Raw genomic sequence first — 25,370 nt, forward strand, 5'->3', positions numbered from 1 at the left:
CCGCCGGAAAAAATCCAACGGGAGTCCATCGTTGACTCGCCGTAGTGCGTGGCAGAAAACTGAAACGTACGACGCAGCCCGTCAGGCGCCGTCGTACATCCCAAATTTTTAGGAGTGGAAATGGCTGATCCCGCACGGGCTGCCAAGTTGGCGCAGCGGATCAAGGTTGTTGTTGCGGAGGCTCTGGGCCGGAAGGTTAAGGACCCCCGGCTGGAGGGCATTACCGTTACTGATGCCCGGGTGACCAATGATCTGCAGCATGCCACGATCTACTACACCGTCTTTGGTGACCAGGCTGTGCAGTCGGACGCTGCCAAGGGGTTGGAGAAAGCCAAGGGTGTTCTCCGGCAGGAAGTGGGCCGGAACGTTACTGTCCGGTTGACGCCCACCCTGGAATTCGTGGCCGACCAGATCCCTGTTGTTGCCTCCAACCTCGAGGAACTCCTGCGGGAAGCCAAGAAGCGTGACGCCGAGGTGGCCGCGTTGGCCGAGAACGCCAAGCACGCCGGCGACGCCGATCCCTACAAGAGCGATACACCTGCCGACGTAGAGATCGACGAGGACGACTTCGACGAAGAGGACCTTGACCTCACCGACGACGAACGCCTCGACGAAGACGGCAACAAGTAGATCCTGACGCATGAGGGCCCGGCCTGCAGCAACTGCAGACCGGGCCCTCCCGCGTATACAGGCACCTGGGTGCCTAGTCGATGCTGACCTTCAGGACCGTGCCGGCAGGTGCCCCCGGGCCGAAACCGGCCGTGGCGTAGAGGGTGTCTCCGCTCAGTTCCACTGCTGCGGGGCCGTTGACGGCCAGGAACTGCGTCGCCTTACGGCTCCGCGCATCGATTTTGACGATCTCATTGCCGAACATCGACGCCGCATAAACGTCGCCGTTGTCGGCCACCGCAATCCCCGTGGGGCTTAGGATGTCATCTGCCCACAGGCGGGTGGCGCCGGTCCAGGGATTGACCTTGAAGATCGCACCCCTGGCTCCGAAGGACGGGTCCTCGGGGCCGCCCGGGAGTGTGGAAACGTACAGCCAGCCGTCGGGGCCGATCTCGACGTCCGTTGGCACCGGTTCAAACGCATACTCGTGGCCAACAACGCAAGCAGGAGCCTCAACCGTCCCGCCCGCCATGTCGATCGGGATCCTGGCGCCGGCGGTGATGACGGCCGGCCGCGGCGGCAGCACGGCGAGGGTGGAGATGTCACCGGTCGCCGCATCGACTTCCAGGATGGCGTTGGCACCGGCGTCGGCGATGTAGAGGGTGTCACCCTCGACCGCCGTGGCATAGGGATGCGAGTCAACCACGCCTTCATACCGGGCCGGCGGGAAGGCGGGCCACCCCTTCAGGCAATCGGCGGAAACATCGTCACCGAACCCGTAGTGCTGATCGCCGTCCGGGTTGTTGGCACGTTCAAAGCCGGCGAGGTCCGCAATGGTTCGTACTTTGCCCGCCTGGTCGACGGACTTCACGTAGCCTTTGAGCGCAGCCGGGTTTCCGCCGCCGGCCCCCACGCTCTCCAGGAAGTAGGTGGTTCCGCCCCGGGTTTCGACGCCGGCTACGTCCCACTGCGCCTTGGTGTAAAGGTTGGTGAGCCCGCCGCCGTCCCTGACCCGGTCCAAGCGGCCGGCAAAATTCTGCGTGACGAGGACCGAATCGTTCTTGTCCACCGCAAGGCTCAATGGAGCAAGCAACCCGTGGGCGACGGTTGCCGGCTCTGATGGCGTTCCAGCCACGGCCGGTGCCAAGGGAATAACTAACGCAGCCGCGGTCAGGCACGCGGCGAGGGGAAACTTCTTCTTCACAGCATCCTCCGGATTGAGGCGCGCCACCCTGCAGACGGGGCGGGGCAATGAGACCAAAGTTGATGTGGACTTATATAACCCCCGGGCGTAAGAATAGTCCGCCGGGGCAGCGCCGTCGACTGAATTTCCCCCTCCGGTGCCCCCTCTTTTGCCCCCGGAGAGCCGCGTCATGGCTAGGATCGAGCTATGAGCCAGGCGAGCGAGAACCACGATGCCACCCCGTACCTCCAACAGGCCATTCAGCTGGCCATCCGGAACGTCGAGGACGGGGGCGGTCCTTTCGGCGCACTGGTGGTGACACTGGACGGCAGCATCCATGAAGGCGTTAACCGGGTCACCCGCGACAACGACCCCACCGCCCATGCAGAAGTCGTGGCCATCCGGACCGCTGCCAGCTCCACGGCAACCTTCGATCTCAGCGGCGCGGTCCTTTACACCAGCTGCGAGCCCTGCCCGCTCTGCCTGTCGGCCGCGCTCTGGGCGCGGATTGACCGGGTTTACTTTGCGGCGGACCGCCATGGTGCAGCGGCAGCGGGTTTCGATGATGCGCTCTTCTACGACTATTTTGCGGGCACCCGGCCGGAACTGATGCCTGTGGCACACGAGGCCGTTCCGACGTCGGACGCCCCTTTCGAAGCGTGGCGCGCCAATGCGCAACGGACCGAATACTGAACCCGGAGGCACCCGTGGAACCTGCACTGATCAAATGTCCAAGTTGCGGAAAGACCAACCGGGTCCCGGCGGTTGCGTCCGGCCGCCCGCGTTGCGGAAACTGCAAGCAGGGGCTGCCCTGGATCACCACGGCGGGCGATGGCGATTTCGCCGTCGTCGCAGAACAGTCCCCGGTCCCGGTGCTCGTGGACTTCTGGGCCGCCTGGTGCGGGCCCTGCCGGATGGTGAGCCCTGTCCTGGACCAGCTGGCCACGGAACGTGCCGGCGGCATCAAGCTCGTCAAGGTCGACGTTGACCGGGCGCCGCAGCTCTCCAGCCGGTTCGATGTCCAGGCCATCCCCACCCTGATGGTCATGGCCGGGGGCAAAGTGCTGGCGAAACAGGCCGGCGCGGCACCGGCTGCCACCCTGCGCTCGTGGCTGGATTCGGCGCTGGCCGGCCAGTCCTGAGCGCAGCGGAGCTCCTCACCGGGAGCGCCGAATCAGTGGACTATCCGCCGGCAGGCAGCCGGGCCAGTCCGTCAACGAGGTCCTGCCGGCTGCCGCACAGCGCAATCCGGACCCAGCCCTCGCCGATGCTGCCAAAGGCGGTGCCGGGTGCCAGTGCCACGCCGGAGTCAGCCAGGAATCGGTGCGTCCAGGCCCTGACGTCCCCGCCACTTGCGTGGGAGACATCAGCCCAAAGGTAAAAAGCGCCCTGCGCGCCCAGGTAGCGGATGCCTTTTGCCGCCAGCACAGCGGAGGCGGCGTCCCGATTGGCGCGGTAGTGCGCGTGGGCTGTGTCCACGTAGTCCTGCGGGCCGGTCAGGGCGGCAAGCGCTGCGTACTGGGAGGGCGAGGCCACGCAGGAGACGATCGCTTCCATCACGTTGTTCATGGTCCGTTCCAAACCGGGCGGACAAATCAGCGCCCCGATCCTCAACCCCGTCAGCCCGTACGTCTTGGACAGGGTCAGGGAAGTGAAGACGCGTGCCTCGCCCGGGACGTCGCTGTCGAACCGTGCGGGGCTGACATGCGGAACGTCATAGGTGAAGGCCTCATAACACTCGTCAGAAATGATCCAGAGGTCATGCCTGCGCGCCAGTTCCACGAGTTGCCGGGTGAGGTCCTCGCCCAGGACCGCTCCCAACGGGTTGGACGGCGAGTTCAGGATCAGCACGCGCGTCCGGTCGGTGATGAGCTCCTCAAGATCCTGGATCCTGGGCTGGAAGTCGTGGTCCGGATACAGCGGGTAGCCCACCGGGACGGCATTCAGCAGCCCGGCAGTCATGGCGAAAGTGGGGTAGCCCGGATTAGGGATCAGCACTTCGTCGCCGGGGGAGAGGAGAAGACTCATGGCAAAGTGCAGGCCCTGTTGGGCGCCGTCCACGACGTAGACCCGCTCGGCTCCGAGGGAACCCTGGTCCAGCCCGGCGCGTTCCCGGAACCTGACCGCGAAGGCTTCGCGCAGAGCCGGGATGCCGGCATTCGGTGTGTAGTTGGTCTCATCCCGGTCCAGGCAGGCCATGCCGGCCTCCAGCACATGCCGGGGGAGCGGGAAACCGGGTTCGCCGATGCTGAGCACCATTGCTCCGGGTGTCCGCCACGCGGCCTCGGTGATTTCGCGGATCTGGTTAACGGGTACGTCTCGGGCGTGCACGGCAAGCTCAGGCATGCCTGCCATCCTAACCGGCGCTTCCCGGCACGCCCGGCGCGCCCCGTATCCTGACCCTCACCCGACCCCGAGGCGGGGTTCGACCCGTGGCCGGGGGCTGATGCCGGCGCCGATATACTGGGGAGCGTGCTTTCTGGACTGGTGATAGTGGACAAACCGCAGGGATGGACCAGCCACGATGTGGTTGGTCGGATGCGGCGCATCGCCGGAACCCGGAAAGTGGGCCACGCCGGGACCCTGGACCCCATGGCAACGGGCGTGCTGGTAGTCGGGATCAACAAGGCCACGCGCCTGCTCACCTACATTGTGGGCACCTCCAAGACCTATACGGCCACCATCCGCCTCGGCGAGTCCACCATCACGGATGACGCCGAAGGCGACATTGTTGCCACCGTCAGTGCCGCCGTCGTCACCGATGAGGCAATTCACGACGGCGTGGCCGCGCTCACGGGCGAAATCCAGCAGGTGCCCAGCAGCGTCAGCGCCATCAAAGTGAACGGCGAACGCGCCTACGCCAGGGTCCGGTCCGGCGAAGAAGTAAAGCTCGCGGCCCGTCCGGTCACCATCCACTGTTTCGATGTCCATGGCATCCGGCGGGAGCGGGGCGGGGAGGTCCTTGACATCGACGTCACCGTCGAATGCTCCTCCGGCACGTACATTCGGGCGCTTGCCCGTGACCTCGGCAACGGGCTGGGCGTAGGAGGACACCTCACGGCCCTCCGCCGGACCCACGTTGGCCCCTATTCACTGGACCAGGCCCGCACCCTCGAACAGCTGGCCGAAGAACTGACGGTCCTGGAAATGTCCCAGGCCGCCCGGGCCCTGATGCCCAACCGCGAACTGACTGTTGAGGAAACCACCGAGATATCCTTCGGCCGCCGGATCGCCGCCGGGGCGCCCGCAGGAAGTCCAGAGGCGGCGACGGTAGAGCGTCCCGCGGCTGCTTTTGCACCGGACGGGAGCCTGGTGGCGCTGCTGGCCGATTCGGGTACTTATGCCAAACCGGTGCTCGTGTTCGCACCAGGCAACGCCGCGTCCGCGGCGGTCACTGGCGGGGACGCCTAGGAATGGACGCATTTTTCTACATCATTCTTGTGGTTGGCCTGCTCTCAAGTGGAACCTGCCTGGTGGCCGGCATCCTCAAGAAGGCACCCAACGACATCACCATCCTGTCGGTCGCGGCCGTGGAACTCGCCCTCGTGGTCTACCTCGTGGGCTCCATCGTAAGGGTGATCGCAGGCGAACCGATCGCCGGGGAAGCCTGGGAATTCTGGGGCTACCTGGCCACCGCCATGCTCCTGCCGCCGGCCGCCGTGTATTGGTCCATCCTTGAACGGACCCGCTGGAGCAATTTTGTCCTGGCCGCCGTCGGCGTCACCGCACTGGTGATGGCCGCCCGAATGAACCAGATCTGGTACTGACATGGAAGAAGCCCGCCACGTGAAAGCTCCTCATCCCGACGCGACGCCGAACCACGAATCGGCCAGGACCGATACCCGCAGTACCCGAAACACCGGGCCGGGCCGGCTCCTGATTGCTGTCTATGCTGTGTTTGCCATCTCAGCCACCGCGCGGGCCGGCTACCAGATCCTGACCAAGTTCTCGGATGCCCCGCTGGCCTACCTGCTGTCCGCTTTCGCCGCGGTGGTGTACCTCGTGGCCACCGTCTCCCTTGCCAAGGCAGGCACCACCTGGTTCAAGGTCTCGCTGGCCGCCGTGCTGGTGGAACTCATCGGAGTTCTTGTGGTGGGCGCCCTGAGTGTCTTCGATCCTGTCGCTTTCCCGCACGAAACGGTCTGGTCGCTCTTCGGCCGTGGCTACGCGTTCATTCCGCTGCTGCTCCCGATCCTCGGGCTTATCTGGCTGTACCGTCGCCGCCCGGGCAGGGGCGAAACGGTCGCGGGGGACTAGCTTCTCATCCTGGGTGAGATGCCTATTTCTTGCCGAAAAGGCCGCCCAGCCCGCCCAGGACGCTGTCCAACACCGAACCCTGCCCCGCCCCGGCACTTCCGCCTGCCCCGGCTCCGCTTGCCCCTGCCCCCGCGCCAAGGATTCCGCCCAAGATGCCGCCCAGGTCGATGCCGCCGGCCTGTCCTCCTCCGGCTTCCGTCCTACCGGGTTGGGCAGCCTGACCGCTGCCGCCCTGCCCGAAGATCTTCTTGGCGAGGTAGGACATCACGATCGGTGCCAGGATCGGCAAGGCCTTCCGGATAAGGTCACCGCCCACACCGCCCAGCCCGGCAGTGCCCGCCAGCTGCGCGGCCACCTGGTCCTGCTGGCCGCCAAACACGTGGCCAACAATCTTTTCGCCGTCGGCCGCATCAACCTGGCTGACGTCAACGCCGCCGTCCAGCAGGCCGTCCTGGTGCTGGCCGAGAGCCGATTGAAGCGAGGCGGCGCCGTCGGGAGCCTGCGCATTGTGGTGCATGCCTGCCAGCAGGGTGGGCAGCGCAGCTTCCACGGCGGTCTGCGCGGAGGCCGGATCGGTCCCCAGCACGGACGCCACTTGACTGACGTCGATCTGGTTCAGGAGCTCTTGAATCTCGGTCATGAGGTACCCCTTCAGCGCCGCGAGGGTTCGCGGACATGGTTATTTGTGGCACGCGCGGTGTGGAATAGGAGGATTGCCCTTGCATCGTAGTCCCGGCGCCCGGCCTGCCACTAGGGGACGGCCACGTGAAATAGCGGCAGCCGACCGGCCCAGGGCCGCGTCAGGAGGGCAAGCTGAATGCGGGTAATCTTAGAGAGTTCCGGCGCCGGCGCGTCCGGATAGATGTCAGTGCAGGCAGTAAAAGGCGAGGGTGATGGTCTACATCTGGAACGATCCGTCCGAGGTCCCGGCGGACTTTGGTCCTTCAGTGGTCACTTTCGGCAACTTCGACGGCGTCCACCGGGGCCACCAACAGGTGCTCTCCGAGCTCATCCGGTCCGCGCGCCTCCACGGGACCAAGGCCGTGGCCGTCACCTTTGATCCGCACCCGGCCCTGATCCACCGGCCGGAGACCGCACCCGAGATGATCATGGGCCTGGAGGACAAACTGGTGGCCATGGGCGAGCTGGGCCTGGACGGCATTCTGGTGATGAAGTACTCACTGAACCTGGCGAGCCTGACCCCGGAGGAATTTGTGGGCCAGGTCCTGGTGGACAGCCTCCACGCCAGCCACGTGGTCATTGGCCACGACGCGCGGTTTGGCCGGGGAAACTCCGGCGACCTCGACACCATGAAGCAGCTCGGCGAAAAGTTCAACTTCGACGTTCAGGTGATCAGCGAGTTCGGCTCTGAAGGGTACCCGCTGCATAACGGCGGCGGCACGGACCGCCGCTGTTCCTCCACGTGGGTGCGGGAGGCCTTGCAGGAGGGCGACGTCGTCACCGCTGCAGAAGTATTGGGACGCCCCCACCGGATGCGTGGGGAAGTGGTGCACGGCGCTGCCCGCGGACGTGCCCTGGGATTCCCGACGGCCAACCTCTCCCACGAGGCAAGCGGGTTTGTGCCGGCGGATGGAATCTACGCAGGCTGGCTGGTGGACCAGGCGGGAAAGCGCTGGCCGGCCGCAATCTCGGTGGGCTCCAACCCCACGTTCGACGGGGTGAGCCGCCAGGTCGAGGCCCACGTGATTGACCGTCCGAATGAAGACGTGGAGGACTTCGATCTGTACGGCCAGACAGTAGTGGTCGAATTTGTGGCGCGGCTGCGGGGCATGGTGGCTTACCGTGGGCCTGAGGCCCTCGTTGACCAAATGCGGCTGGACGTCATCCAGGCCCACGAACTCCTGGCAAAGCGCTGACCCGGGGCCGCCATCACGGATGGCGGCGCAGCAACAGGCAGGCCGTAGCAGGGAGAAAGGCAGCGCAGTGACAATAGAGAAGAACACCCGCAAGCTGGACAAGGGAATCGTCCGCGATTTCAGTTCCCGGATGAGCTACGCCTCTTACCTCCAGCTGCCCACGCTTCTCAGTGCCCAGCAGCCTGTCAGCGAGCCTGAGCACCACGACGAAATGCTGTTTATCATCCAGCACCAGACCACGGAGCTGTGGCTGAAGCTGGTGCTGCACGAGCTCCGCAGTGCCGCTGCCCGGCTCCGCGCCGATGATCTTGGTTCCGCGCTCAAGGGCATCGCCCGGGTGAAACACATCCAGAAGACACTCACCGAACAGTGGTCAGTACTCGCCACGCTGACGCCCACGGAATACTCCCAGTTCCGAAGCTTCCTGGGGAATTCTTCCGGCTTCCAGTCCAGCCAGTACCGCGCCGTGGAGTTTGTCCTCGGCAACAAGAACCGCAAGATGCTGCCGGTGTTCGAATCGGATCCGGCTGCCCACTCCATGCTGACGGAACTGCTCAACGCACCCAGCATCTACGACGAGTTCCTCTCGTACCTCGACCGGCAGGGCTACAGCGTGCCCCAAACCGTGTTGGCGCGGGATGTCACCAAGGCCCACGAATTCTGCCCCGAACTGGTGCCGCTCTTCAAACACATCTACGAGAACGCCGCAGAGAACTGGGGCGCCTACGAGGCCTGCGAGGAACTTGTCGACCTTGAAGACAACTTCCAGCTGTGGCGTTTCCGGCACCTGCGTACGGTTCAGCGGACCATCGGCATGAAATCCGGAACCGGCGGATCCAGCGGCGCCGCGTTCCTGCAAAAAGCCTTGGAGCTCACCTTTTTCCCGGAACTTTTCGCTGTACGGACGGAGATCGGCCAATGAGCAGCACCACGGATGCGCGGATGGAAAATCACGACGCCGCGGCCCTGCTGGCCCGGGCTGAACACCTTGACGGCATGGACCCGCTGGCCCGCTGCCGCGACCTGTTCATCGGCACGGACACGGACCTGTCCTACCTCGATGGCAACTCCCTTGGCCGCCCCCTGAAAAGGACGGTTAACGACATCGGCACCTTCATCCAGGACGGGTGGGGCGGGCGGCTGATCCGCGGCTGGGACGAGGAATGGCTGGACCTGCCGCAGGCCATCGGCGACCAACTGGGACGGACAGTGCTCGGCGCCGCGCCGGGCCAGACCATTATCGCCGACTCCACCACCGTGGTGCTCTACAAGCTGATCCGTGCCGCCCTGGCTGTCGTGACGGACCCTGCCCGGACCGAGATCGTCCTGGACACCGAGAACTTCCCCACTGACCGCTACCTCGTTGAGGGCATCGCCCGCGAGGAAGGACTGAGCCTCCGGTGGATCGAAGCCGATCCGGCGGCAGGGCTGACCCCGGACCAGGTGCGGGACGCAACCGGAGCGGCCACCGCCGTCGTACTTTTGAGCCATGTGGCGTACCGCTCCGGGTTCCTGGCCGATCTGCCGGCCATCACGGAGATCGCGCACAGCGCGGGGGCCCTTGTGGTCTGGGACCTTTGCCATTCCGCCGGCTCCGTGGAACTGGACCTCGATGGCGCGGGTGTGGATTTTGCTGCCGGGTGCACCTACAAGTACCTCAACGGAGGACCGGGTTCGCCGGCCTTTGCGTATGTCAACGCGCGTCACCTGCCCGGTCTCCGTCAGCCGATCTGGGGCTGGATGGGGCGCAAGGACGCGTTCGAGATGGCTGCAGGCTACGAGCCCGCACCCGGCATCCGGGGTTTCCTCAGCGGCACACCGGCCATTTTCGGAATGCTGGCCATGCGCGGAAGCCTGGATCTCATCGAGGAAACCGGCATGGCGGCCATCAGGCGGAAATCGCTGCAACTGACCGCGTTCGCCGTGGAGCTTTTCGACGCGTGGCTCAAACCGCTGGGGGTGGAACTGGCGTCACCGCGGGAACCGGAGCGGCGGGGGAGCCACGTCACCCTGGACCATCCGGCCTTCCGGAACGTGACCGCTGCGCTGTGGGAACGCGATGTCATCCCGGATTTCCGGGCACCCCACGGCATCCGGATTGGACTGTCGCCGCTGAGCACCAGCTTCGCCGAGGTGCACCGGGGAATGGCCGCCGTGCGGGATCTCCTGCAGCCGTAACTGTCCGCCGCGGGGTCCGTACGTTCCGCCGCACTTTCTGCGCCGGAGCGGCGGTTTCGACAAGTCTGTGGCCCTGCCGGTAAACTGAACGTTGGATCTGGCTGCAGTCCGTGGCGGCTGGTTCCTGCCATGCGTGGAAAAATCCTGATTTACAGGGAGTTCCTGCGCGGGCAGACCCGGCAGTGAGTTACTGATTCGGGCCTCACGGCACATCTCTAGGAGTTATTGTGGCACTTGACGCCGCTGTAAAGCAGTCCATCATCAAGGATTTCGCAACGTCTGAGGGCGATACCGGTTCACCGGAGGTCCAGGTTGCAGTCCTGACCCAGCGGATCAAGGATCTGACTGAGCACATGAAGGAGCACAAGCACGATTACCACACCCAGCGCGGTCTGCTGGCCATGGTTGGTCGTCGCAAGCGCATGCTTTCTTACCTCAAGAAGACTGACATCACCCGCTACCGTGCGCTCATCGAGCGCCTCGGCCTGCGTCGCTAGTCAGGTATTAGGGGCGGCCCTTTCCTTACGGATCGGGCCGCCTTCTTCAGAAGAAAACTAAACAGGAGGATCAACCGCATCACGCATTCGCGGTCCTCGGTAGTGATCTCCGGGAACGGCTTCCACGAGGGAAGCCCCGGCCCGTGGGTCTCGATCGATGACCGGGTGCAGTGCAGGCCAGTAGACAGATGCTGGCCTGGGTTGATGCGGCTGGGCTCCGTTAATCAGGAAACGGAGGTGACTCTCTTGGAGGGTCCCGAAATCCAGTTCTCAGAAGCAGTCATTGACAATGGCCGCTTTGGCAAGCGTGTAATCCGCTTTGAAACCGGCCGACTTGCCAAGCAGGCAGCCGGCGCAGCAATGGTGTACATCGACGAAGACACCGCGCTGCTGTCCGCCACCACCGCCGGCAAGCACCCGCGCGAAGGCTTCGACTTCTTCCCGCTCACGGTTGACGTCGAAGAGCGCATGTACGCCGCCGGCCGCATCCCGGGCTCGTTCTTCCGCCGTGAAGGCCGTCCGTCCACCGAAGCCATCCTGGCTTGCCGCCTCATGGACCGCCCGCTGCGTCCGGCCTTCGTCAAGGGCCTGCGCAACGAGGTCCAGATCGTGGTGACCGTCCTGGCCATCAACCCCGACGAGCTCTACGACGTGGTGGCCATCAACGCCTCCTCCATGTCCACCCAGCTCTCCGGCCTTCCGTTCTCCGGCCCCATCGGCGGCGTCCGCGTTGCCCTCGTTGCCGACGAGAACGGCTCGCAGTGGGTTGCCTTCCCCAAGCACTCCCAGCTTGAGAAGTCCGTGTTCAACATGGTTGTAGCCGGCCGTACTGTGTCCGGTCCGGACGGGGACGACGTCGCCATCATGATGGTCGAAGCCGAAGCGACCGACAACTCCTGGAACCTCATCAAGGAACAGGGCGCCACGGCCCCCACCGAAGAGGTTGTCTCCGAGGGCCTCGAGGCTGCCAAGCCGTTCATCAAGGCGCTGTGCGACGCACAGGCTGACCTGGCTGCTCGCGCTGCCAAGCCCACCGTGGAGTTCCCGGTCTTCCTGGACTACCAGGACGACGTCTACTCAGCTGTTGAGGCCGCCGCCGCCGAGAAGCTGGCCGCTGTCTTCCAGATCGCGGACAAGCAGGACCGCGATGTCGCATCGGACGAACTGAAGGACGAGGTCACCTCTTCCCTCGCCGGCCAGTTCGAGGGCCGCGAGAAGGAGCTGTCCGCAGCATTCCGCTCGGTCACCAAGCAGGTTGTGCGCCAGCGCATCCTCAAGGACCAGATCCGCATCGACGGCCGTGGCCTGACGGACATCCGCCAGCTCACTGCCGAGGTTGAGGTTCTGCCCCGCGTGCACGGTTCGGCGATCTTCGAGCGTGGTGAAACCCAGATCCTGGGCGTCACCACGCTGAACATGCTGAAGATGGAACAGCAGATCGACTCGCTGTCACCCGTCACGCGCAAGCGCTACATGCACAACTACAACTTCCCGCCGTACTCCACCGGTGAGACCGGCCGCGTGGGCTCACCCAAGCGCCGCGAAATCGGCCACGGTGCCCTGGCAGAACGCGCCCTCGTGCCCGTGCTGCCGTCCCGCGAGGAGTTCCCGTACGCCATCCGCCAGGTGTCTGAGGCTCTCAGCTCCAACGGTTCGACGTCGATGGGTTCAGTCTGTGCCTCCACGCTATCCATGCTCAACGCTGGTGTGCCGCTGAAGGCAGCTGTTGCAGGTATCGCCATGGGCCTGGTCTCCGACCAGGTTGACGGCCAGACCCGCTACGCAGCCCTCACTGACATCCTGGGCGCCGAAGATGCTTTCGGCGACATGGACTTCAAGGTTGCCGGCACGTCCGAGTTCGTCACGGCCATCCAGCTGGACACCAAGCTGGACGGCATCCCCGCTTCCGTACTGGCAGCAGCACTGAAGCAGGCCCGTGAAGCCCGCCTGCACATCCTGGATGTCATCAACTCCGCGATCGACACCCCGGATGAGCTCTCCGAGTTCGCGCCGCGCGTCATCGCGGTCAAGATCCCGGTTGACAAGATCGGCGAGGTCATTGGGCCCAAGGGCAAGATGATCAACCAGATCCAGGAAGACACCGGCGCTGACATCTCCATCGAGGATGACGGCACGGTCTACATTGGCGCCACCAACGGTCCGTCTGCAGATGCAGCACGCTCCGCGATCAACGCCATTGCCAACCCGCAGATCCCGGAAATCGGCGAGCGTTACCTGGGTACGGTCGTCAAGACCACCACCTTCGGTGCCTTCATCTCCCTGACCCCGGGCAAGGACGGCCTCCTGCACATCTCCGAACTGCGCAAGCTCGCCAACGGCAAGCGCGTGGACAACGTGGATGACGTGGTTTCCGTCGGCCAGAAGATTCAGGTGGAAATCACCAAGATCGACGACCGTGGCAAGCTGTCGCTTTCTCCCGTAGTGGCTGAAGAGGAAGGCGCTGGCGACAGCGTTGACGCTTCCGTTGCCGAGGCTGTCGAAGCGGAGTAGCCCACTGACGCCGAGTAACATGCTCCGGCGTCTCAGCATGAATCGGCGGGGCCGGTGGATGATCCACCGGCCCCGCCGCTGTTACGATGGCAGCCAGATCCGGCTGCCGCTCCTGAAAGGCTTCAATTGACTGTTGTACCCCTGCCGCTTGAGCAGAACCAGCCCGGCGATACCCTGGTCCACGGCTCCGACGGCGGCTCTGTTGTCCGGCGTTCGGTGTTGCCCGGTGGCGTGCGGGTACTCACCGAAGCGATGCCGGGCCAGCGCTCGGCAACCATCGGGTTTTGGGTAGGGGTAGGCTCACGCGACGAGGCGCCGGGCCAGCACGGCTCCACGCACTTCCTGGAGCACCTCCTGTTCAAGGGCACCAAGCGCCGGACCGCCCTGGAAATCGCCTCGGCGTTCGACGAGGTGGGCGGAGAGTCCAATGCCGCCACGGCCAAGGAGAGCACCTGCTACTTCGCCCGGGTGCTGGACACCGACCTGCCGATGGCCATTGACGTGATCGCGGACATGATCACCGGGGCCGTTCTTGACCCGGCCGAGATGGAGCAGGAACGCGACGTCATCCTCGAAGAGATCGCCATGGACAGCGACGACCCCACAGATGTGGCGCACGAAAACTTTGTTGCCGCCGTGCTCGGCACGCACCCCCTGGGCCGGCCCATCGGTGGCACCCCGGACGCGATCCGGGCTGTCGCCCGTGACTCGGTCTGGGATCATTACCGGCGCTACTACCGCCCGGACGAGCTGGTGATCACCGCCGCGGGCGGCCTGGAGCACGACGTCGTCTGCAACCTCGTAGTGGATGCGCTCCACAGCGCAGGGTGGTCCCTTGAGTCCACGGCAGCACCCGTGGAGCGGCGTTCCACCGAGCGTGCCGAGATCGTTGGCACTGCCGGGCTGCACGTGGTCAAGCGTGCCGTGGAGCAGGCCAACATCATCATGGGGTGTCCCACCATCGTGGCCACCGATGATCGCCGTTATGTCATGAGTGTCCTCAACGCTGTCCTGGGCGGCGGGATGTCCTCACGGCTGTTCCAGGAAATCCGCGAGAAGCGCGGGCTTGTCTACTCCACCTACTCGTTCGCCTCGTCCTACGCAGACGCCGGCTACTTCGGGATGTACGCCGGGTGCACCCCGTCCAAGGTCCGCCAGGTGCTGGATCTGCTGGGGCGGGAGCTGGACAAGCTCGCCGAAGGCGGGATCTCCGATGACGAACTCCGCAAAGCCGTCGGCCAGCTCTGCGGCGGCATCGTCCTGGCCCTCGAGGACACCGGTTCCCGCATGTCCCGCCTGGGCCGTGCCGAGCTCGTCTCCGGTGAGTACCAGGACATTGACGAAACCCTCCGGCTCATCAAGTCAGTCACCGTTCAGGAGGTCCAGGACCTGGCCCGGGAACTGGCGGCCGCGCCACGCACTGTCACTGTCGTGGGGCCGTTCGAGGAAACCGAGACTTTCGGCCTCTGACAAGGAGCGCTGCGCGGCTAACGGGAACGGTGGCGGCCCGCCATAATGTAGCCATGACGCATCAGCAGCCCGGCACTGTGCACGCCGTGCTTGAAGACTTTCTGGGGCGCTGGCGGGGCACCACGCGGATTGCAGCTTCCGCGTGGGCTCCCGAACATACGGCCTCTGCTGAGGTGAATTACACCCGCGCCGCCGGCGGCTACGCCGTGGTGCAGAGCTACCGGCATACCGAACCTGACGGCAGCCACTTTGAAGGCCACGGCGTGTTTACTGTCGACCCTGACCATAACGACGTTCTCTGGTACTACGTGGACAGCCTGGGCCAAACGCCCGCGGCGCCCTCGCGGTGCACGTGGCAGGACGGTGTTCTCCGGGTGGAGCGCCGCAGCGACCGGGGGACCGCCCGCCATACTTTTCGTGTGGACGACGGAGTGCTGACCCACACCGCCGAGCTGCGGTTCGGCGATAGTGCCGGCTTCATCCCGTTCATGACCTCAGAGTGCCGCCGGGCCTGAGACGCTGCCGACCCGGCTCGCTTGTTCGGGCAGACTCAGTGTTGCCCTGCCGGGTGCCCTCCCACGCTGGCTGCCGCCTCAGCCCACGGTTTCCAGGATCCGGGTCTGCGGGGCCCCCTGCAAAGCAGGAGAAGCGGCGGATGAGTTCCAGACCTTGGTTTGAAGATTCGACAGCACTTCCTCGGCCTGGTTGAGGTTGGCGAAGTCAAGCTCCACCACGACGTAGTGGGAGTCGTCCACCGGCCGGGAAATCCTGTGGCGGACCACCCCGGAGGCTGCCCGATCCAACGGGTCCCGGTCGAAGGCCTGTTTCCACAGGCCGAAGTCCCTGATCCCGTGCTCTATGTGAAGGGTGTACATAACAGACTCTCCTTAGGTGTGCGGCAGCGTTCCCGGGCCCCTGCAGCTACCGGTGTATTCCTCGAGGGGTTTTCACACCGTAGATGTCCGTCACACAGGGATCCATCCCAGAAATCTGGGGGTCTGGCCGGGAAGCGGCAGCGAGGTTCCACGTCGGCACCGTTCCCGCGGAGAGTGCTGTCCTGGCCGCATACTGAGTGAATGATGACCGGAGCGTCCCGGAAGCGGAGCCTGGAACGGATCAGCCTCCTTGGTGACTTGATTCCGGACCATCACGCGCTGCGTGCCGGTGTGCTGTCAGAGCTGGGCCGCGTCATTCCTTTCAGCGCCTTCGTCTGGCCACTTTCAGACCCTGCCACGGGAACGGGAATTTCCCCCATGGCCCGGATTCCATGCCCGGAGGATCTGCCGCTGCTGATCCGGCTGAAGTATCTGACGACGGTAGGACGCTGGACCACGCTTGCGGGCCGGGGATCCCCGGTGACAACGCTGTTGAGTGAAACTGGCGGCAATCCCCCGCAGAGCCTTGTCTGGGATAGTTTGCTGAACCGCTACGGGGTGGTGGACGTTTTGTATGCGGGCTTCGCCGACAAGTATGGCTACTGGGGCTGGCTCGATTTGTGGCGGACGGCTGAGCAAGGCGCTTTCACTGCCGACGAGGTTCGATATGTGGCGGCAGCAGTCAGCAGAGTGACGCCGGCACTTCGCCGGTCAGTTTCCAGACAGTTTTTCAGAGCGGGGCCAGTTCCCCCACCCGCAGACGCACCCGACGACGGCCGTCCGCGAGGGAGCGGCCCTTCGGACGTTGGCGGAACCCCGGATGTTGGCGGAACCCCGGATGTTGGCAGAACCCCGGATGTTGGCGGAACCCGGAAAGTGGACCTGCCCCCACAGGGCGTCCTGACCCTCAGCGAGGACATGGCCGTGCTGGGCGGCACGGTTTCCATTGACGAATGGCTCGGACTGCTCCAGCCTGGGCCCGAGCCCTACCAACATGTTCCGGCCGAGGTTTTGAACGTCGCCGCCCAACTACTGGCTCTGGAGGCGGGAGTGGATCGCCACCCTGCGTGGTCCCGGGTGTATTTGGGGGCGGGTCGATGGGCCATGCTGAGGGCCAGCCGGATGGGCCCCGCCGCTCCAGCAACTTCGCATCGGGAGGCGACGCCTCCGCTGGCGGTCACGATCCAGGCGTGTCCTCCTGAGGAACGGCTGGATATTTTCGCCCGTAGCTTTGGTCTGACACCACGGCAAAGGCAGTTGCTGGAGTTGGCCGCGGGCGGCAGGGACACCGTTGCAATGGCTAAAACCTTGGGAATCAGCACCTACACCGTACAAGATCAGTTCAAACAGATATTTGATGCCTGTGCAGTGCATACCCGGGCGGCCCTACTGGCCATGGCACTGGGCACAGCCTTATGAACAGGGGCGAGGCAAACTGGGGCAACCACAGCTCCTCAGGGCGTCCAGGCAGACATCTGCCGGGGCCTTTAGCGATTGTCCGGGACGTCGCGGCCGTCCGGTTGCCCCGGCTGGTGGGCAGGGTCGCCGCAGTCCAGGAGACCGAGCTCGACACCATTGGACAGGAGTTCTGGCTGCTTTTCTGGCCAGTGGGGTGGTTCCCAGTCCGGGTGTTCGCTTTGGTAGTGGCGTCCGGCCGGTGAGTTCCAGCCGGGTGGTTCGTTCTTGGTTGGCTGGGTGGGTGTCCGGGCGGAGGTGTGCCGGAGCCGGTGATGACGCCGGCAAGGATGACCCAAATTGCTGATCCCGGTGGTGCCGCCGTCGGCCCAGGCCAGGATGTGGTCCGCGTCGTTGTCCAGGGACTGGTTGCTGCAGCCGGGGAACGGGCATTTCGCATCCCGAAGCCGGAGCCATTGGCGAAGGGCCTTGGTGATCCGGTAGCTGGTCCGGCCGATCTCCAGGGGCGCTCCGTCCCGGGGGTCGATCAGGACGCGGTGGAACGACTCAGCACCGTCGGCAATCAGCCGGCGGGCCATGGACGGCGGGATGGGCCCGTACCCGTCGAGGGTGGCGGGCTCCTCGGTGAGGCCCATCAGCGCGAACACGGGCACCGTGACCAGAACCTGGGCCTTCGGTGACGGAACCCGGCCAGCACACCCCGCTCCGGCGCCGGCCAACTCACCTGCCCCATCCGTGGTCCCGTCCGTGTGAAGGTCGGCGGCGAGGAGTAAGCCGGCGAGGACGTCGGCGCGTAGCTGGCTGAGGGTCCGGATCTCGGTAGGGCCCTGGAGGGCGCGGGCGTCCGCGGTGGTTCGCGCCCAGATCCCGGAGGCCTGATCGGCGGGCAGGTAGGCAGAGATCCAGGCCATCCCGTCCCGGTCCGGGCAGTACTCCACCCGCCGGTCCGCAACGCCCTTGGTGTGGCGTTGTTCGATGCTGTCCGGGTGGTGGCGTTCGCGCCAGGTCCGGGCTTTGGCGCGGAACCGGCCGGGGGTCATCTCACCGGCCGGGCAACCGCGGGCGGGGTTGGGGTCGTCCGGGTCCAGGAAGTGTGCCTCCAACGCGTGGGCGCCGGCGGGGTCCAGGTTGGTGGTTTCGTCCACCATGACCCGGGCGTGTTGCCACGAAATCGCGCCTGCTTCAAGCGCTGCCAGGGTCAGCGGCAGAACAGAACGCAAGCGGTGTGCTTCGCCCAGGAGCGCGCTGCCGGTACGTTCGCTCACCGTCAGGGCACAGGACACCTCGGCCACGATACTCATCTCTTGGGCGGTGTGCTCCTCCGGCGACACAGGAGGTCCCAACAAGGCCTCCGCTGCGCCGACGTACCGTCCGGCCAGATGGATTCGCACGGCGGCCACTTGGGCATCAATCCGGCTGACCTGAGCCAGCCCGTCCAGGAAATCATCCGCTGACTGCCGCAGCGGATCCGCCGTACCGGAGCCGGGCGATTCTTCAGCCCGCAATGAGGCAACCAGCGCGGAGGCAGAGGCCGCTAATGCCTCTGCCGCCTTCACCGCCGCTCTGCGCTCCATACCTCAAGCATCACAGACAGGTCCGACAAAAACCGCGGAGCTAAGCGGCTATGTGGATAACCTGAAGAGTCGCTTATCCGCCGGCGAACGGCGGCAATACATCGACGACGTCGCCCGGGTTCAACACTGTGGAGCGGTCCCTCACGGCCACTTCGTTCAGGAGGAAACTGCTCCGGCCCAGGAGACGTTCCAGGGGCGGGGTGCCAACAGGCGGTTCGGCGCGTTCCACGGCCAGGACAGCCTGCAGCAAGTCAGCGACGGTCGCCCCCGGGGGCAGGTTGAAACCCTCTTCTTCCACGCCGGCGGCGGCGCGCGCGGCAGCGAAGTAACGTACGTTCACGAAAGTCAGCCTCCGATGGCGCTCATGCTGCGGTCCGGCTGGACGAAGTCCGCCGCACCGAGACCTGTATGGTCCATTCCGTGCGCCTTGGGCTTGACCCACATGGCGTCCTGCCAGCGTTCGGCCAAGGCTTCATCGCTGGCCCCCTGGCGAAGTAGGCCCAGCAAATCGAACTCTTCCCGTGAGAACAGGCAACTCATGATCTTGCCCTCGGCGGTGATCCGGGTGCGCCGGCAGTCCGCGCAGAACGGCTCGGTAACTGAGGCGATGATCCCCACGGTGCCCAGCACCGGACCCTCAGCGCCAAGCTGCTCCGAACCAGAATCAACCGGACCCTCAACGCCAGCCACCCGGCGTCGTACTTCAAATCGCTCGGCGGGGGCGCCGTCCCGGGCGCGCGGGTCCGGGCTCAGGACATAGTCCACGGACAGCAGCGAACGGATTTCAGCCGCCGTGATCATGTTCCGGCGGGTCCAGCCATGGTCGGCGTCCAGTGGCATCTGTTCGATAAAGCGCAGCTCATAGCCGCGGTCCAGCGCCCAGGCGAGCAGGGCCGGGGATTCCGCATCGTTGATGCCGCGCATCAGGACGGCGTTGAGCTTGACGGGGCCCAGCCCCGCTGCCCACGCGGCGTCCACTCCGGCGAGCACGCGGTCCAGGAACGGGCGGCGGGTGAGTTTGGTGAACGTCTCTTCATGGAGCGAGTCCAGGGACACGTTGATGCGGGTGAGGCCCGCAGCCTTAAGCGCCGCGGCTTTCTTATCCAGCCCCACCCCGTTGGTGGTCATGGAGATCGGCAGGTCCGGATGGTTGCTCCGGAGCGCGGCGATGATATCCACCAGGTCCGCCCTGACCAACGGCTCCCCGCCCGTCAGCCGAAGTTCCCGGACACCCAGCAGTTCCACGCCGATCCGGACAATCCGTACGATCTCGTCGGCGGTCATCACAGCCTGCTTGGCGAGCCACTCAAGACCTTCGGCCGGCATGCAGTAGGTACAGCGCAGATTGCACTTGTCCGTCAGCGACAACCGCATATCGGTGGCGCGGCGGCCAAACCGGTCAGCGAGCCCCGCCGGCGCGTCCGCCGGCCGGGCGGGCGGCAGGCCGGGGCCAGTACCGTCCCGGGGTTCTGGCATGCCTAGCTGAACGCTCATGAGTTCAGGCTACGCCACCGGAGGCCCGAGCATCACGTCCGTGTCGCCGGCGCTCGATTGCGGCGTCGGTAACGCGGCCGCCACCCCCGGCTCCGATATGCAGCAGACTCCGGTGCCGCACGGCCGCCGTGAACCTATGCTGGAGGAGTGAAGAGGTCACAGCCACCGCAGGAAACGGCCGACGACGGCGTGAACTTCGGAATGCGGCCCGGCAGCCCCCGTGCCGCTCGAGGCAGCCGGCGCCGGGCAGGGGCGGCGGGCCTGGTATCCGCGGTGGCGGCCGTGGTGGCCGGCGAGCTGCTCGCCGGAGCGCTGAGCCCCTCCCTGTCACCGCTGACGGCAGTGGGCGGGGCTTTGATCGACGCCCTTCCGCCGGGGGTGAAGGAGTGGGCCGTCAGTGTGTTTGGCACGTCCGACAAAGCCGTCTTCGTCACGGGCATGCTGATCGTCATCTCGGCCGTCGGCGCTGTCGCAGGAGTCCTGGAGCAACGCAAACGTTTTGCCGGGGCAGCCGTGATTGCCGTCTTTGGGCTGGTGGGGCTCGCCGCCGTCCTGTCCCGCGCACAGCTGACTCCCGGTGCCGTGCCGGTGCCGCTGGCCGCAGCGGCTGCCGGCGTACTCCTGTTGCGATTCCTTATCCGCAGGCTTCACGAGGACCCGTCAGCGGACAGTCTGGCCCCGGAGGAAGCGCGCGGCACCGGGCGGCGCACGTTCCTGCAGGCCCTGGCCGCCACGGCAGCGGTGACATCCGTCGGCGGGCTCGTTGCCGGCGTTTGGCGTGGCGCGGCCGCGGGCATCAGCACCGCCCGGGAGAAGCTGAAACTGCCCGCTCCGGCTTCTGCAGCGCCGGCGATTCCGGCGGGTGCTCAGGTGGGTCTGGGCGGCATGGTTCCGCTGGTGACGCCAAGCAGGGATTTCTACCGCATCGACACCGCCCTGATCGTCCCGGTCATTGACCCCTCGACGTGGACCCTGCGCGTCACGGGGATGGTAGACCAGGAGATCGAGCTCAACCTGGCCGGCCTGCTGGCCAAACCACTCATTGAACGGCATGTCACCATCGCCTGCGTGTCCAACGAAGTGGGCGGGGACCTGATCGGCAACGCCCGCTGGCTTGGGTGGCCGGTGCGGGAACTGCTCGCCATGGCACGCCCGCAGGCCGGTGCGGACATGGTGCTGTCCCGAAGTTCCGACGGCTGGACGGCCGGCACCCCGCTGGAAGTCCTCACCGATGACAGGGACGCCATGCTCGCAGTGGGAATGAACGGCGAGCCACTGCCGCTGGAACACGGTTTCCCGGTGCGGATGATGGTGCCCGGCCTCTACGGCTATGTCTCGGCCACCAAATGGCTTACGGAACTCAAAGTAACCAGGTTCGCCAACGACGAAGGCTATTGGACGCCCCGCGGCTGGTCCGAACGCGGCCCGATCAAGACAGCATCCCGGATCGATGTACCGCGCAGCGGCAGGGGAGTGCGGGCGGGCCGGGTGGTGTTCGGGGGTGTGGCCTGGGCGCAGCACAGGGGCATCGCCAAAGTGGAGCTGCGTGTCAACCGCGGCCCGTGGCAGCAGGCCGACCTCGCCCCTGGCATCTCCCTGGATACCTGGTACCAGTGGCAGCTGGGCATCGACCTGACTCCCGGCCAGTACGAGGTCCAGGTCCGCGCCACGGATAACAACGGTGACCCGCAGGCTGAGGAACCCCGGCCGGTTGTGCCGGACGGGGCCACCGGCTTCCACACCATTAGAGTTGACGTGAATCCATGACGGCGTCCACCGAAGGCAGGATCATGCACAGCCCCCCGCACCCGCACGGCGGTGCCCCAAACGGCGGCGCCCCGCACCAGGCACGGTCCGTTGTCCGGCACCGCGACGCGGTCACCGAACTGCTTGCGCCGCTGCTGGCCGAGGGCAAGACCGAGTCCTTGCCGCTCCGTGACGCGCTGGGCAGGGGGCTCGCCCAGGACCTGGCCGCGCCCCTGAGCCTGCCGCCGTTCGCGAACTCCCAAATGGACGGCTTCGCCATCAACAGCGCAGACCTGCCCGACGGCGGGGCGGAGCTCAGGGTGGTTGACCCCGTTCCGGCTGGTGCCACACCCGCAGCCCTTGACCGCGGCTGCGCCGCCCCCATCATGACCGGTGCCGTGATCCCTTCCGGGGCCGACGCCGTCGTGCCCGTGGAACGTGCGGCTCCGGACCGGTTCCCGGCTCCCGGGGTGAGGAGCACGGTGTGGTTGCCCGCGACGGCGGCGGGAACCTTCGTGCGCGCCGCAGGCAGCGACATTGCGGGGGGGGAGCGTGCGCTGGCGGCCGGAACGTTCCTGGGGCCGGCGCAGCTGGGACTGCTCGCGGCCCTCGGCATTGGGGAAGTGACGGTACACCGGACACTCACGGTTCTGCTGGCCACCACCGGGGACGAAGTGGTTGAGCCAGGGCGGCCGCTGCCGGCAGGGAAGATCTATGACTCCAACGGCACCCTCCTCGAAAGCGCCATGCGCCAGGCGGGGCTGACCGTGGTGCGTACGGCCATCTCCTCCGACCGGCCGGAAGAACTCCGGGCCCTGCTGCGCAGCCACATCGGAGCCGTGGACCTGATCGTCACCACCGGCGGGGTCAGCAAGGGAGCCTACGAAGTGGTCCGGCAGGCGATGGACGGGCAGCCGGCCGAGTTTGTGCACGTGGCCATGCAGCCCGGCGGTCCGCAGGGCATTGGCCAATTCGAGGGCGTCCCCTTCCTGGGATTCCCCGGAAACCCGGTGAGCTGCCTGGTGTCCTTTGAAATGTTCCTGCGGCCGGTGCTGTCCGACATGTTTGGCTCACCCACCCGCCGGGTCTCGCTTCCGGCGCGGCTGGCGCACGGCCTCACGTCACCGGAACACAAACACCAGGTCCGGCGGGGAAGCTTCCGCAGTGACGGCACCGTCCGTCTGGAGGGTGGGGACAGCTCCCACCTCATGCATGCCCTGGCGGGCTCCAATGCGCTCGTTCATGTCCCGGTGGGAGTCTCGGCGCTCGCAGAGGGCGACGAGGTGGAAGTATGGATGTTGTGAATCCAGAACAAAGCCCGTCGGCACTGACCCATCTTCGCCAGGACGGCAGCGCCCAGATGGTGGACGTGTCCAACAAGGCCGAAACCACCCGGGAAGCCACCGCCACGGCCACCGTCCGCACCACCCGTGAAGTGCTGGGCCTGCTCGGCTCCGGCGGCCTGCCCAAGGGTGACGCCCTCGCCGTGGCACGGGTAGCCGGGATCATGGCCGCCAAGAAGACCCCGGAACTCGTTCCGCTCTGCCACCCGCTGCCCCTCTCCAAGGTCACCGTCGACTTCGAGCTCGGCCCGGAATCCGTGGGCATCCTTGCCACGGTCAAGACCCGTGGTGTCACGGGAGTGGAGATGGAGGCGCTGACGGCGGCGTCCGTCGCCGCGCTCAGTGTTTACGACATGATCAAGGCCGTGGACAAGCATGCAGTACTGACAGACATCAAGGTGCTGGCGAAAAGCGGCGGCAAGAGCGGGGACTGGACACTATGAACGCAAGCACCGGTAGCACCGAAAACACCGATGGCACCCTCGTGACGGCGCCGCAGGCACCTGAGCCGCATCCGCACGCGAACCACGCTCACGGCGACGTGCAGGGCCGGAGGGCCGGGGTTGTCATCGCCTCCACCCGGGCCGCGGCCGGCCTGTACGAGGATGAGACCGGCCCGGTGATCATTGACTGGCTGACGGAACACGGCTTCGAGGCCTACCCCGCCATGGTGGTGCCGGATGGTGGGCCCGTAGGCGCGGCCATCCGGGCGCTCCTCACCCAGCACCCCGCCGTCGTTATTACCAGCGGCGGCACCGGGCTCAGCCCCGATGACCGGACGCCGGACGTGACCCTGCCCCTGCTGGACCGGGAGATCCCGGGCATCATGGAGGCCATCAGGCGGGCGGGGGCGGCCAAAACGCCGCTTGCCGCGCTGAGCCGCGGTTATGCGGGCGCTGCCGGCGGCACGTTCATCGTCAACCTGCCAGGTTCGCCCAAGGGCGTGATGGACGGGCTTTCCGTCCTGGATCCCGTGATCGGGCACCTGTGTGACCAGCTGGAGGGCCGCAATGGGCACTGAATCAGTTTTCGAAGTGGTCCACGCCGTATTGAGCGCGGAGCCGATCTCCGTGGACCAGGCCATCGCCGCCGTCGAGTCGGACACGGCCGGGGCTGTTGTCAGCTTCAGCGGAGTGGTCAGGAATCACGACGGCGGCCGGCCCGTTGAGCGCTTAAGTTACAGCGCGCACCCCACGGCGCACCAGGTGATGGCCGACGTCGTCGCCCGGCTGGTTGCCGAGCACTCCGCAGGCGAACCCGGCACGCAGCCCGTCCGGATCTGGGCCGCGCACCGCATCGGCATGCTGGAAATTGGTGACCCTGCGCTGGTCTGTGCGGTCTCAGCCGCCCACCGGGGCCAGGCGTTTGCCGTGTGCTCCGAACTGGTGGACCGGATCAAGGACCAGGTTCCCATTTGGAAGGAACAGTTCTTCACGGACGGCACCGTGGAGTGGGTGGGCGCGGGCGGCTGACTCTGCCGCTTGCGTAGGGGCGGTTGCCTAGGGCCGGCTGCCTCGGGGCGGCATTGATTCTGTCCCGTACCCGGCCCGACGGTAGGGTTAACGGCATGACCGAACAACATTCCGCTCCCGGCCGGGTGGCTGTCCTTGGCGCCAACGGGCGCATGGGCGCCGAAGCCGTCAAGGCCGTCGAAGCCGCCACCGATCTGACCCTCGTAGCCGCCCTGGGGCGTGGCGATTCGCTGGATCAGCTGGACGCTGCCGGAGCCGAATACGTCGTGGACCTCACCGTTCCTGAAAGCACCGAAGCGAACGTGCGTTACGCCGTCGAGCACGGTATGCACGCGGTGGTGGGAACCACGGGATGGGATGCCGCCCGGCTCGCCGCCCTCGAAGCCCTCCTCGCGGAGCACCCGGAAACCGGCGTGCTGATCGCGCCCAACTTTGCCCTCGGGTCAGTACTCGCCTCGGCATTCGCCGCGAAGGCCGCCCGCTATTTTGAATCCGTGGAAATCGTCGAACTGCACCATCCGGAGAAAGTGGATGCACCCTCCGGAACCGCCGTCCGCACCGCACAACTTATTGCCGCGGAACGAACAGCGGCTAACCTGCCCGCCAGCCCGGACGCAACCACCAGCGAACTTGCCGGCGCCCGCGGCTCCGACGTCGACGGAGTGCGCGTCCACAGCGTCAGGCTGCGCGGGCTCGTGGCCCACCAGGAGGTCCTGCTCGGCGGTCCGGGAGAGCAGCTGACTATCCGGCACGACTCCTTTGACCGTGCATCTTTTATGCCCGGCGTGCTGCTGGGAGTCCGCAACGTCGCGGCTCATCCGGGCCTGACGGTGGGCCTGGACGGCTACCTGGACCTGGGACTCTAGGC

The 25,370-nt window shown here is 66.0% G+C and carries 27 protein-coding genes; 20 read left to right on the forward strand and 7 right to left on the reverse strand.

Translation table 11 applies throughout. The features are described from left to right. Positions 1 to 120: 120 nt before the first annotated feature. Positions 121 to 630: a 30S ribosome-binding factor RbfA gene (gene rbfA, locus SBP01_RS06810; protein ID WP_275215418.1), complete on the forward strand. Its 510-nt coding sequence runs from the start codon at positions 121 to 123 to the stop codon at positions 628 to 630. 73 nt (positions 631 to 703) lie between these two features. Here the strand turns inward: rbfA and SBP01_RS06815 are convergent, their stop codons facing one another. After that, a complete protein-coding gene (locus tag SBP01_RS06815; protein ID WP_320537930.1) occupies positions 704 to 1,813 on the reverse strand; it encodes a ScyD/ScyE family protein in 1,110 nt (369 codons plus the stop codon). 186 nt (positions 1,814 to 1,999) lie between these two features. Between SBP01_RS06815 and SBP01_RS06820 the strand changes: the two genes are divergently transcribed. Both SBP01_RS06820 and trxA read left to right on the forward strand, forming a co-directional pair. Then, on the forward strand, positions 2,000 to 2,485 hold the full coding sequence (locus SBP01_RS06820; protein WP_275215420.1) for a nucleoside deaminase: 486 nt from the start codon (positions 2,000 to 2,002) through the stop codon (positions 2,483 to 2,485). Between the two features lie 14 nt (positions 2,486 to 2,499). Then, on the forward strand, positions 2,500 to 2,934 hold the full coding sequence (gene trxA / locus SBP01_RS06825; protein WP_320537931.1) for a thioredoxin: 435 nt from the start codon (positions 2,500 to 2,502) through the stop codon (positions 2,932 to 2,934). 40 nt (positions 2,935 to 2,974) lie between these two features. Here the strand turns inward: trxA and SBP01_RS06830 are convergent, their stop codons facing one another. Then, on the reverse strand, positions 2,975 to 4,138 hold the full coding sequence (locus SBP01_RS06830) for a pyridoxal phosphate-dependent aminotransferase (protein WP_275215422.1): 1,164 nt from the start codon (positions 4,136 to 4,138) through the stop codon (positions 2,975 to 2,977). Between the two features lie 126 nt (positions 4,139 to 4,264). Between SBP01_RS06830 and truB the strand changes: the two genes are divergently transcribed. From truB to SBP01_RS06845, 3 genes are read left to right on the forward strand one after another with little or no spacing between them, the layout of a single operon-like run. Continuing rightward, positions 4,265 to 5,203: a tRNA pseudouridine(55) synthase TruB gene (gene truB, locus SBP01_RS06835; protein WP_320537932.1), complete on the forward strand. Its 939-nt coding sequence runs from the start codon at positions 4,265 to 4,267 to the stop codon at positions 5,201 to 5,203. A 2-nt stretch (positions 5,204 to 5,205) separates the two neighbouring features. Continuing rightward, complete coding sequence (locus SBP01_RS06840) at positions 5,206 to 5,559, forward strand: hypothetical protein (RefSeq protein ID WP_275215424.1); 354 nt, start codon at positions 5,206 to 5,208, stop codon at positions 5,557 to 5,559. Between the two features lies 1 nt (position 5,560). Beyond that, the gene (locus SBP01_RS06845; protein WP_275215425.1) at positions 5,561 to 6,049 is read left to right on the forward strand and encodes a hypothetical protein; all 489 of its coding nucleotides are present in this window, start codon (positions 5,561 to 5,563) and stop codon (positions 6,047 to 6,049) included. A gap of 22 nt (positions 6,050 to 6,071) precedes the next feature. Here the strand turns inward: SBP01_RS06845 and SBP01_RS06850 are convergent, their stop codons facing one another. Continuing rightward, positions 6,072 to 6,689: a DUF937 domain-containing protein gene (locus tag SBP01_RS06850; protein WP_320537933.1), complete on the reverse strand. Its 618-nt coding sequence runs from the start codon at positions 6,687 to 6,689 to the stop codon at positions 6,072 to 6,074. 253 nt (positions 6,690 to 6,942) lie between these two features. Between SBP01_RS06850 and SBP01_RS06855 the strand changes: the two genes are divergently transcribed. The 7 genes from SBP01_RS06855 to SBP01_RS06885 all read left to right on the forward strand — a co-directional run bounded on the left by SBP01_RS06855 (position 6,943) and on the right by SBP01_RS06885 (position 15,097). Beyond that, positions 6,943 to 7,926, forward strand: coding sequence for a bifunctional riboflavin kinase/FAD synthetase (locus tag SBP01_RS06855; RefSeq protein ID WP_320537934.1), 984 nt, complete (start codon positions 6,943 to 6,945; stop codon positions 7,924 to 7,926). 67 nt (positions 7,927 to 7,993) lie between these two features. Beyond that, positions 7,994 to 8,848, forward strand: a complete 855-nt coding sequence (kynA, locus tag SBP01_RS06860; protein WP_275215428.1) for a tryptophan 2,3-dioxygenase — start codon at positions 7,994 to 7,996, stop codon at positions 8,846 to 8,848. After that, positions 8,845 to 10,104, forward strand: a complete 1,260-nt coding sequence (kynU, locus tag SBP01_RS06865; protein ID WP_320537935.1) for a kynureninase — start codon at positions 8,845 to 8,847, stop codon at positions 10,102 to 10,104. Before kynA ends, kynU begins: the two co-directional genes overlap by 4 nt. A 227-nt stretch (positions 10,105 to 10,331) precedes the next feature. Further along, entirely contained in the window at positions 10,332 to 10,601 is a 270-nt protein-coding gene (gene rpsO / locus SBP01_RS06870; protein WP_320537936.1) for a 30S ribosomal protein S15, read from the forward strand. 246 nt (positions 10,602 to 10,847) lie between these two features. Beyond that, entirely contained in the window at positions 10,848 to 13,112 is a 2,265-nt protein-coding gene (locus tag SBP01_RS06875; RefSeq protein WP_275215494.1) for a polyribonucleotide nucleotidyltransferase, read from the forward strand. Between the two features lie 126 nt (positions 13,113 to 13,238). Beyond that, a complete protein-coding gene (locus tag SBP01_RS06880) occupies positions 13,239 to 14,582 on the forward strand; it encodes a M16 family metallopeptidase (protein WP_275215431.1) in 1,344 nt (447 codons plus the stop codon). Between the two features lie 53 nt (positions 14,583 to 14,635). Further along, complete coding sequence (locus SBP01_RS06885; RefSeq protein ID WP_320537937.1) at positions 14,636 to 15,097, forward strand: DUF1579 family protein; 462 nt, start codon at positions 14,636 to 14,638, stop codon at positions 15,095 to 15,097. Positions 15,098 to 15,175: 78 nt separating this feature from the next. On the opposite strand, the gene SBP01_RS06890 is transcribed toward SBP01_RS06885, so the two are convergent. Then, on the reverse strand, positions 15,176 to 15,457 hold the full coding sequence (locus SBP01_RS06890) for a hypothetical protein (protein WP_320537938.1): 282 nt from the start codon (positions 15,455 to 15,457) through the stop codon (positions 15,176 to 15,178). Positions 15,458 to 15,658: 201 nt separating this feature from the next. Between SBP01_RS06890 and SBP01_RS06895 the strand changes: the two genes are divergently transcribed. Continuing rightward, on the forward strand, positions 15,659 to 16,876 hold the full coding sequence (locus SBP01_RS06895) for a helix-turn-helix transcriptional regulator (protein ID WP_320537939.1): 1,218 nt from the start codon (positions 15,659 to 15,661) through the stop codon (positions 16,874 to 16,876). A gap of 68 nt (positions 16,877 to 16,944) precedes the next feature. On the opposite strand, the gene SBP01_RS06900 is transcribed toward SBP01_RS06895, so the two are convergent. The 3 genes from SBP01_RS06900 to moaA all read right to left on the reverse strand — a co-directional run bounded on the left by SBP01_RS06900 (position 16,945) and on the right by moaA (position 19,941). Beyond that, positions 16,945 to 18,447 (reverse strand): HNH endonuclease signature motif containing protein, encoded by a 1,503-nt coding sequence (locus SBP01_RS06900; RefSeq protein ID WP_320537940.1) that lies wholly within the window; start codon positions 18,445 to 18,447, stop codon positions 16,945 to 16,947. A gap of 73 nt (positions 18,448 to 18,520) precedes the next feature. Then, positions 18,521 to 18,787: a MoaD/ThiS family protein gene (locus SBP01_RS06905; protein WP_320537941.1), complete on the reverse strand. Its 267-nt coding sequence runs from the start codon at positions 18,785 to 18,787 to the stop codon at positions 18,521 to 18,523. A 5-nt stretch (positions 18,788 to 18,792) separates the two neighbouring features. Beyond that, positions 18,793 to 19,941, reverse strand: coding sequence for a GTP 3',8-cyclase MoaA (gene moaA / locus SBP01_RS06910; protein ID WP_320537942.1), 1,149 nt, complete (start codon positions 19,939 to 19,941; stop codon positions 18,793 to 18,795). Positions 19,942 to 20,142: 201 nt separating this feature from the next. Here moaA and SBP01_RS06915 point away from each other — a divergent pair, with 201 nt between their 5' ends. The 6 genes from SBP01_RS06915 to dapB all read left to right on the forward strand — a co-directional run bounded on the left by SBP01_RS06915 (position 20,143) and on the right by dapB (position 25,368). Beyond that, positions 20,143 to 21,708, forward strand: a complete 1,566-nt coding sequence (locus SBP01_RS06915) for a molybdopterin-dependent oxidoreductase (RefSeq protein WP_320538297.1) — start codon at positions 20,143 to 20,145, stop codon at positions 21,706 to 21,708. A gap of 23 nt (positions 21,709 to 21,731) precedes the next feature. Then, positions 21,732 to 22,991: a gephyrin-like molybdotransferase Glp gene (glp, locus tag SBP01_RS06920; RefSeq protein WP_320538298.1), complete on the forward strand. Its 1,260-nt coding sequence runs from the start codon at positions 21,732 to 21,734 to the stop codon at positions 22,989 to 22,991. Further along, positions 22,979 to 23,473 carry a cyclic pyranopterin monophosphate synthase MoaC gene (moaC, locus tag SBP01_RS06925; RefSeq protein ID WP_275215438.1) on the forward strand — a complete coding sequence of 165 codons (495 nt, stop codon included), beginning with the start codon at positions 22,979 to 22,981 and terminating at the stop codon, positions 23,471 to 23,473. Before glp ends, moaC begins: the two co-directional genes overlap by 13 nt. Continuing rightward, positions 23,470 to 24,051 (forward strand): MogA/MoaB family molybdenum cofactor biosynthesis protein, encoded by a 582-nt coding sequence (locus SBP01_RS06930; protein WP_320537943.1) that lies wholly within the window; start codon positions 23,470 to 23,472, stop codon positions 24,049 to 24,051. Before moaC ends, SBP01_RS06930 begins: the two co-directional genes overlap by 4 nt. Then, positions 24,041 to 24,502 carry a molybdenum cofactor biosynthesis protein MoaE gene (locus SBP01_RS06935; RefSeq protein WP_275215440.1) on the forward strand — a complete coding sequence of 154 codons (462 nt, stop codon included), beginning with the start codon at positions 24,041 to 24,043 and terminating at the stop codon, positions 24,500 to 24,502. The genes SBP01_RS06930 and SBP01_RS06935 overlap by 11 nt, the downstream gene beginning before the upstream one ends. Before the next feature lie 95 nt (positions 24,503 to 24,597). Further along, positions 24,598 to 25,368 (forward strand): 4-hydroxy-tetrahydrodipicolinate reductase, encoded by a 771-nt coding sequence (gene dapB, locus SBP01_RS06940; RefSeq protein ID WP_320537944.1) that lies wholly within the window; start codon positions 24,598 to 24,600, stop codon positions 25,366 to 25,368. The last annotated feature ends 2 nt before the right edge of the window (positions 25,369 to 25,370 follow it).

Source organism: Pseudarthrobacter sp. IC2-21, assembly GCF_034048115.1.
Lineage (GTDB): Bacteria > Actinomycetota > Actinomycetes > Actinomycetales > Micrococcaceae > Arthrobacter > Arthrobacter naphthalenicus.

What these genes read in the sequence shown, in the direction of transcription:
- SBP01_RS06895 (WP_320537939.1), top strand. Translation starts at nt 15,659, where the DNA reads ATGATGACCGGAGCGTCCCGGAAGCGGAGCCTGGAACGGATCAGCCTC.
- rbfA (WP_275215418.1), top strand. Translation starts at nt 121, where the DNA reads ATGGCTGATCCCGCACGGGCTGCCAAGTTGGCGCAGCGGATCAAGGTT.
- SBP01_RS06900 (WP_320537940.1), bottom strand. Translation starts at nt 18,447, where the DNA reads ATGGAGCGCAGAGCGGCGGTGAAGGCGGCAGAGGCATTAGCGGCCTCT.
- SBP01_RS06915 (WP_320538297.1), top strand. Translation starts at nt 20,143, where the DNA reads ATGCGGCCCGGCAGCCCCCGTGCCGCTCGAGGCAGCCGGCGCCGGGCA.
- SBP01_RS06840 (WP_275215424.1), top strand. Translation starts at nt 5,206, where the DNA reads ATGGACGCATTTTTCTACATCATTCTTGTGGTTGGCCTGCTCTCAAGT.
- SBP01_RS06850 (WP_320537933.1), bottom strand. Translation starts at nt 6,689, where the DNA reads ATGACCGAGATTCAAGAGCTCCTGAACCAGATCGACGTCAGTCAAGTG.
- glp (WP_320538298.1), top strand. Translation starts at nt 21,732, where the DNA reads ATGCACAGCCCCCCGCACCCGCACGGCGGTGCCCCAAACGGCGGCGCC.
- SBP01_RS06820 (WP_275215420.1), top strand. Translation starts at nt 2,000, where the DNA reads ATGAGCCAGGCGAGCGAGAACCACGATGCCACCCCGTACCTCCAACAG.
- SBP01_RS06845 (WP_275215425.1), top strand. Translation starts at nt 5,561, where the DNA reads ATGGAAGAAGCCCGCCACGTGAAAGCTCCTCATCCCGACGCGACGCCG.
- SBP01_RS06885 (WP_320537937.1), top strand. Translation starts at nt 14,636, where the DNA reads ATGACGCATCAGCAGCCCGGCACTGTGCACGCCGTGCTTGAAGACTTT.
- dapB (WP_320537944.1), top strand. Translation starts at nt 24,598, where the DNA reads ATGACCGAACAACATTCCGCTCCCGGCCGGGTGGCTGTCCTTGGCGCC.
- kynU (WP_320537935.1), top strand. Translation starts at nt 8,845, where the DNA reads ATGAGCAGCACCACGGATGCGCGGATGGAAAATCACGACGCCGCGGCC.
- SBP01_RS06855 (WP_320537934.1), top strand. Translation starts at nt 6,943, where the DNA reads ATGGTCTACATCTGGAACGATCCGTCCGAGGTCCCGGCGGACTTTGGT.
- SBP01_RS06935 (WP_275215440.1), top strand. Translation starts at nt 24,041, where the DNA reads ATGGGCACTGAATCAGTTTTCGAAGTGGTCCACGCCGTATTGAGCGCG.
- SBP01_RS06830 (WP_275215422.1), bottom strand. Translation starts at nt 4,138, where the DNA reads ATGCCTGAGCTTGCCGTGCACGCCCGAGACGTACCCGTTAACCAGATC.
- SBP01_RS06930 (WP_320537943.1), top strand. Translation starts at nt 23,470, where the DNA reads ATGAACGCAAGCACCGGTAGCACCGAAAACACCGATGGCACCCTCGTG.
- moaC (WP_275215438.1), top strand. Translation starts at nt 22,979, where the DNA reads ATGGATGTTGTGAATCCAGAACAAAGCCCGTCGGCACTGACCCATCTT.
- SBP01_RS06890 (WP_320537938.1), bottom strand. Translation starts at nt 15,457, where the DNA reads ATGTACACCCTTCACATAGAGCACGGGATCAGGGACTTCGGCCTGTGG.
- moaA (WP_320537942.1), bottom strand. Translation starts at nt 19,941, where the DNA reads ATGAGCGTTCAGCTAGGCATGCCAGAACCCCGGGACGGTACTGGCCCC.